The 6,463-nt window shown below is 67.7% G+C and carries 4 protein-coding genes and 1 pseudogene; 1 reads left to right on the top strand and 4 read right to left on the bottom strand.

Going from position 1 to position 6,463, the window contains the following annotated elements:
• Positions 1-187, bottom strand: a pseudogene (locus tag GJ633_RS02915) (hypothetical protein); the annotation flags it as partial.
• A 46-nt stretch (positions 188-233) separates the two neighbouring features.
• Positions 234-1,073 (bottom strand): ubiquinol-cytochrome c reductase iron-sulfur subunit, encoded by an 840-nt coding sequence (locus GJ633_RS02910; RefSeq protein ID WP_156586995.1) that lies wholly within the window; start codon positions 1,071-1,073, stop codon positions 234-236.
• Positions 1,074-1,236: 163 nt separating this feature from the next.
• Between GJ633_RS02910 and ppc the strand changes: the two genes are divergently transcribed.
• Positions 1,237-3,939: a phosphoenolpyruvate carboxylase gene (gene ppc / locus GJ633_RS02905; protein ID WP_156586993.1), complete on the top strand. Its 2,703-nt coding sequence runs from the start codon at positions 1,237-1,239 to the stop codon at positions 3,937-3,939.
• A 483-nt stretch (positions 3,940-4,422) separates the two neighbouring features.
• Here the strand turns inward: ppc and GJ633_RS02900 are convergent, their stop codons facing one another.
• Complete coding sequence (locus tag GJ633_RS02900; protein WP_156586991.1) at positions 4,423-4,878, bottom strand: 30S ribosomal protein S19e; 456 nt, start codon at positions 4,876-4,878, stop codon at positions 4,423-4,425.
• Between the two features lie 130 nt (positions 4,879-5,008).
• Entirely contained in the window at positions 5,009-6,352 is a 1,344-nt protein-coding gene (gene hmgB / locus GJ633_RS02895) for a hydroxymethylglutaryl-CoA synthase (RefSeq protein ID WP_156586990.1), read from the bottom strand.
• Positions 6,353-6,463 lie beyond the last annotated feature (111 nt).

Genomic DNA, 6,463 nt, shown 5'->3' with positions numbered 1-6,463 from the left:
CGACCTCGCCGTCGCGGACGACGCCCACGTGGACCGCCTCGATCCCGTCGCCGTCGAGCAGGTCTCGGGCCTTGTCGATCTCGGCCGCGAACGGATCGGCGCCGTCGGCGTCGGCGTTTTCCGATCCCGCACCGCTCTCGGAGGAACGTGTCTCGTCGGCCTCACTCGCGGGGATGTCGTCGCTCATGGGCGGGCGTACGTGAAGCCGGGGGAAAAACGCGGCGTCGGCGGCGCTACTCGCTCGGCCGGGGGCGGGCGATGAACAGCGCCTCCTCGATGGTAAACGGGTCGTACGTCGACTGGTGGCAGACGCAGTAGGTCCCGTCGGCGGCGTCGTAGCGGGCCGACTCCTCGAGCACCTTGTAGCCGGGGATACAACAGAAGTGGGTGCAGACGTTGAGGTACGCGAGGAAGCCCTGGTCCGTCGAGGCCTGGAGCCACTCGTCGTTCTGGGCGGCCTCCTCGATCTGCGGCGAGCGGATGACGATGACGTTCAGGCTGGCGTCGGTGTCCTGTGACCGCCAGGTGACGTTCGCCGGCTTCCCGACGCCGTCGCTGCCGATCCCGTTGCCCCACTCGTCGTAGTCCGCGAAGTCGTCGACGTGGATCCGGTCGCCGGCGGAGTACGCGTCGGACTGCCAGTCGTACGGCGGACTGCTCGCCGAGCGGAACAGGTTGTCCGACTCGAACCCCGGCTGGATGTTCTCCTGGGACTCGACGCCGCAGTACTGGAACCACGCGCCGGCGTAGGTCTCGCCGCCGAGCTGCTCTTGGGCGACCTCGATCTCCTGTCCCTCCTGGGTGATGGTCTGCGTCTCGGGCCAGATCCCTTCGAGGAACCCGTCGTCGGTCACCCGAACCGGGATCTGCGGGAGTCCGCGCGGCGCCGGGCCGCCGGTCTGTCGGATCGTCATCGCGATGGTCGACCCGCCGCCGACGCCCCCCGAGGTCGTCAGCGTGTTCACCGTCGCGGAGCCCATCGCGCCGACGCCCGCGAGGGCACCGCCTCCGACGACGCCCTTGACGAAGCGTCGCCGGCCGGATTCGGCCGGATACTTGTCGGACTGACTCATACGCGCCGTTCGGGTCGGGCCGCTAAAAAGGGTGACGAACCCTCCATCGTACCGAGAATCGCCGCGTTCGGACGCGCTCGATCGGATCGAGATATTAACTCGATAACGAGGAAAATATTCGTTCGGACGGCGTGTTTAACCGATCCGCCACGCTGTCTGTGGTATGGCGTTGCACAACAGAAACGTGCGAACGGACGTCCGCGAACTCGGCGCCTTGGTCGGCGACGTGCTCGCCGCGCAGGCCTCGACCGACGCCTACGAGACGGTCGAAACGCTCCGCACCGCGGCGATCGACTACCGCCGTGGGGACGCGACGAGCCGAGAACGCCTCCGCGAGGCCGTCGCGGACCTCTCGGAGACGCGCGAGGAGGTCGTCGCCCGGGCGTTCACCACGTACTTCGAGCTTATCAACCTCGCCGAGGAGCGCGAACGGGTCCGGGCCATCCGGAGCGCGGACGACGAGGGGGGCCTCCACGACTCGCTCGACGCCACGGTCTCGGAGCTCGCCGAGGCCGGCGTCGACGCCGACGAGCTCGAATCGCTGCTCGCGGACGTCCTCATCGAGCCGACGTTCACCGCTCACCCGACCGAGGCACGCCGGGCCACCGTGAAAGCGAAACTGCGGTCGATCGCGACCCACCTCGGCGAACTCGACGAGCGCAACCTCACCGACCGCGAGCGCAACGCGATCTGGCGCGACGTCACCGCCGAGGTGACGAGCCTGTGGGGGACTCGGCAGGTCCGCCAGCGCCCGCCCGAGCCGGAAGACGAGGCGCGAAACGTCCAGTGGTACCTGGAGAACACGCTGTTCGACGTCGTCGGCGACGCCTACGAGGAGTTCGAGGAGACGATCGCTGAGGAGTACGAGGATATCGACTGCCCGAAGCTGTTCGAGTTCCGCTCGTGGGCCGGCTCGGACCGCGACGGCAACCCGTACGTCACGCCCGAGGTGACCGCCGAGACGCTGGAGCGCCAGCGCGCCGTCGCCGTCGAGACGTACCGCGACCAGTGCAAGCGGCTCTCCGCGGTGCTCAGCCAGGACGGCGAGCGCTACGCGGTCGACGACGCGCTCTCCGCCTCGCTCGCCGACGACGCCGAGCGGTTCCCGACGGTGGTCGAGGCGGCCCGCGAGCGCTACCCGGACGAGCCGTACCGCCAGAAGCTCCGGCTGATGCGCGAGCGCCTCGACCGGGTGGACGACGTTCGCCCCGGTGGATACCCCGACGCCGACGCTCTCCTCGACGACCTCGACGCGATCTCGGCGTCGCTGCTCGCGGACGGGCAGGACGCCGTCCACGAGGCGTTCGTCGAACCCCTCCGTCGGCAGGTCGACACCTTCGGGTTCACGCTCGCGTCGCTCGACCTCCGCGACCACCGCGAGAACCACACCGAGGCGGTCGCCGAGGCGGTCGCGGTCGAGGGCGTCGACTACCGGACGATGGACGAAGACGAGCGGGTCGCGTTCCTCTCCGAGGCGATCCTCCAGCCGGAACCGGTCGTCGACGCCGACGACCCGGGCGACGTCTCCGAGACGACGACGCGCGTGCTCGAACGCTTCGCGGCGCTCGCCGACTGGCAGGACGAGTACGGTCAGCAGGCGATCGACACCTACTGCATCTCGATGACCGAGGAGCCGAGCCACGTGCTCGAGGTGCTCTTCTTGGCCGACCAGGTCGGGGTCGTCTCCCTGCCGGACCACTGCGGACTCGACGTCGTCCCGCTCCTGGAAACGGAGTCGGCGCTCAACGGCGCCGAGCGCATCCTCGGGACGTTGTTCGACAACGAGGCGTACGCGGCCGCGCTCACGGCCCGCGGCGACGTCCAGGAGGTCATGCTCGGCTACTCAGACTCGAACAAGGAGAACGGCTTCCTCGCCGCGAACTGGGACCTCTACGAGAACCAGCGCCGGATCGCCCGCTTCTGCCGCGAGGAGGACGTCACGCTCCGACTGTTCCACGGGCGCGGCGGCTCCATCTCCCGCGGGGGTGGGCCGATGAGCGAGGCGCTGCTCGCGCTCCCGAACGAGACCGTCACCGGACAGGTGAAGTTCACGGAGCAGGGCGAGGCGATCGCCGAGAAGTACGCCAACCCCCGGATCGCCGAGCGCGAACTGGAGCAGATGCTCGACGCGCAGATCCGCGCGCGCCACGAGGCGAACGAGGCGCCCACCGAGGACGTCCCGGAGCGCTGGGTCGACGCGATGGAGACGATGGCGCCCGCGGCCCGCGAGACGTACCGCGACCTCTTGAACACCGACGGGTTCGTCTCGTACTTCGGGCAGGCGACGCCGATTTCCGTCGTCGAGGACCTCAACCTCGGCTCCCGGCCCGCGTCCCGATCCGGCGAGCGCACCGTCGAGGACCTGCGGGCGATCCCGTGGGTGTTCTCGTGGACGCAGACGCGGCTCATCCTCCCCGGGTGGTACTCGCTCGCCTCCGGCATCGACGCGTACCTCGACGAGGCCGGCGAGGAGGCGGGGTTAGCGACCCTCCGGGAGATGTACGAGGAGTGGCCGTTCTTCAAGACCACCCTCGACAACGCCGGGCTCGCGCTCGCCCGCACGGAGCCGGAGATCGCCGCCGAGTACGCCGCCCTGGCGGACGACGACCTCCGCGAGCGGTTCTTCCCGGAGCTGATCGGGGAGTACGAGCGCGGCCGAGAGCTGATACTCGCGATCAGCGGTCGCGACCAACTCCTCCGCCGCGAGTGGCTCGTCGAGAGCCTCGAACGACGCAACCCCTACGTCGACCCGCTGAACCTCCTGCAGGCGAGCCTCCTCGGCCGCGACGACCGCAGCGAGGCGGAAGAGCGCACGCTCCGGCTCACGGTCAACGGTATCGCTGCCGGGATGAAGAACACGGGATAGTACCCCGCCGCGGCTGATCGATCGGTCTCGTTTTCGGCTCTTCTGCGCCTCTCGAACCTCGTCGGTCGCCGCGATCTCCGGTCCGGCGGTCGTTGGATATTCTATATCGCGCTATGCGGTATACACCTAGGCTACTCGTGGTGTGACGGCGGCTTCTACAGTCTAACCTCCCGGCCGTGTGAACACCGCGGAGCACATCTCCAACGTCCCAACTGCTCGGTTATACGCGATTGCTGACGTGGTACCCGCCAAAGCCGCGTGGACGACGCCCGGCGTTCACGAGAGCTCTGCTCTCGTGAGCCAACCAGAAATCAGAGAGTTCTGGTGACGACGGAACAGCGTGCCGTCCCACGGGAGCCGCCGGCGACGCCACTGCACAGGTCGGTCGTTCGCTGTTTTGAACGTTCGAAACGAACCGTTCAGTGCGGGGAGAATGTCAACGTCCGTCGAGTCGCCTGCTCCGGGGCTCGATCCCGCAGCGGCTCACGCGTAGCGTTCGAGTTCCGGCCGGTCGAGGTCCTCGAAGACCTCGTCCGCGACCTCCGAGAGGAAGGCCTCGCCCTCGTCGGAGAGGCGACGGCCCTCGCCGGCGGCGGTCGTGACGAGCCCCTCGTCTTCGAGGGCCTGCAGCGCGGAGCGGATCAGCTTCTTGGACCCGCTGGTGTGCGCGCCGGGACGGACGACGTAGCGGTTCGAACCGCGCTTCTTCGAGCCGTACTCGGTGGCGAGCCGTTCGATGCCGATCGGCTCGTTCTGTGCGACTTTCCGGAGGAGGCTCGCGGAACGGACGTACCAGAAGTCGTCCTGTTCGGGGGGGAGTTCCCGGCCCGAGCCGCTCTTGGTGAACTCGACCCACTCCGGCTCGTCGATCCGGTCTTCGAGTCGTGCGGCGACCGCCTCGATGAGGGCGTCGGCCGGCACGTCGTAGATGGCTACCATTGAGTACCGGTTCACCCTTGCGTCGTTTAAAACCATCGTATCGAGAGCATCCCGTGTCAGCCGTTTTCACGGGGTTGCGGCTCCCTACCGGCTGGTCGGGGTCACCCGAGTGCCCGCTCTGCTCTCGATATCACTCCACGTACTCGTACTGCCGCTCGTTCATCCGCCCCCAGCCGGTGAAGACGAACTCCCCGCTGGGCTGGGTGAACTCCTCGATCTCGCGGCTGACGTCCATGTCGTACTCGTGGACGTCGTGAACGTCCTCGTACTCCTCCCAGGTGAGGTCGTAGCGGGCGTCGAGCTGGTCGTCGATGTCGAGCCCCTCGATCTCCGCGCGCCACCCCTCGCGGATCGTCTCCGCGTGGATCTCCGCCTGCGCGCCGGAGCCGTAGGAGGCGACGAGCAGCGTGTCGCCGACGAACGACCGGTCGCGGGTGAGGGCGTCTCGGAGCGCGCTGACGCGGGCGATGTGGACGGAGCTCGTGTACCAGTTGCCGACCTCCCGGGAGAGCCCCAGCGTCGGCTCCACGACGCCGTCGTACCACGTCTGGTACTGTGTCGTGGTCTTCAGGTCGTCCATGTACTCGCGGATGGCGTCCTCGTATTCCTCCTGGTCCGAGAACTCGGTCTCGCGGGGCTGTCTGCCGATCTCGTCCGCGAGCGCGTCTTCGTACTCGGTGTCGCGGATGACGTGTCGGTACGCCAGAAGCGCCGCCTTCCGGACCATTCCGGGGAACGGCGTGTGGAACGGGGCGTACACGAAGTCGTCGAGCGAGATGTCGTCGGTGACGGACTCGTAGTCCTGGAGCGCCTCGCGCATCCGGGAGAGGTACACCTGCACGGACCGCTTCCCGTCGACGCTCGGGAACTGCTGGTTCGGCTTCAGGAAGTCCGTCTCGTCTTTCGAGCCGTACCCCTGCTCCGTCGAGAGTTCGACGATCGAGGGCTCTTCGTCGATCAGCATCGCGACGGCGCCGGCCCCCTGTGTCGCCTCGCCGGGATCGCCACGCTCGTACAGCGCGGTATCGGTCGTGATGACGAGCGCCGCCCGGCCGCGGTTCCGCCCCGCTCGGATCCAGTTGTACGCGTCGTCTATCGCCTGCGTGCCGGCCACGCAGGCGAACTTCCGCTCGCCCTTGTTGGCGTGGGTGAAGTCGCCGTCGTACACCGCTTCGAGACAGCCCGCGATGTATGTCGACACCGGCTTCGAGTGGTCGAACGCCGATTCGGTAGCGACGTCGATCCGGCCGACGTCCTCGGGTTCCAGCCTCTTGCGGTCCATCAGCCGCTTCGCGGCGTTCGCGCCCATCGTGACGATGTCCTCGTAGACGTCCGGAAACGAGGAGTTCGAGAGCCCGAGCCCCTTCGTGTACTTCTCCGGGTCGTCGCCCTTCTGAGCCGCGAACGTCCCCGGCAGGTCGAGCTTGAGGTTCCCCGTCCAGATCTCGACGCCGTCGATCCCGACTGCAGTCATAAACGGTTCTTCATGAGGCCGGCATATGGACTTGTCGATGCGGATTACGTCGATCGTGGTATCGATCCCGTCGTTCGCCGTCGATAAAGTTCATTCTGCGATATCGAATCT

The sequence above is a fragment of the Halorubrum sp. CBA1125 genome, from assembly GCF_009742825.1.
Lineage (GTDB): Archaea > Halobacteriota > Halobacteria > Halobacteriales > Haloferacaceae > Halorubrum.
The sequence above is the reverse complement of the archived record's forward strand: the minus strand, read 5'-3'. Positions and strand labels throughout refer to the sequence as shown.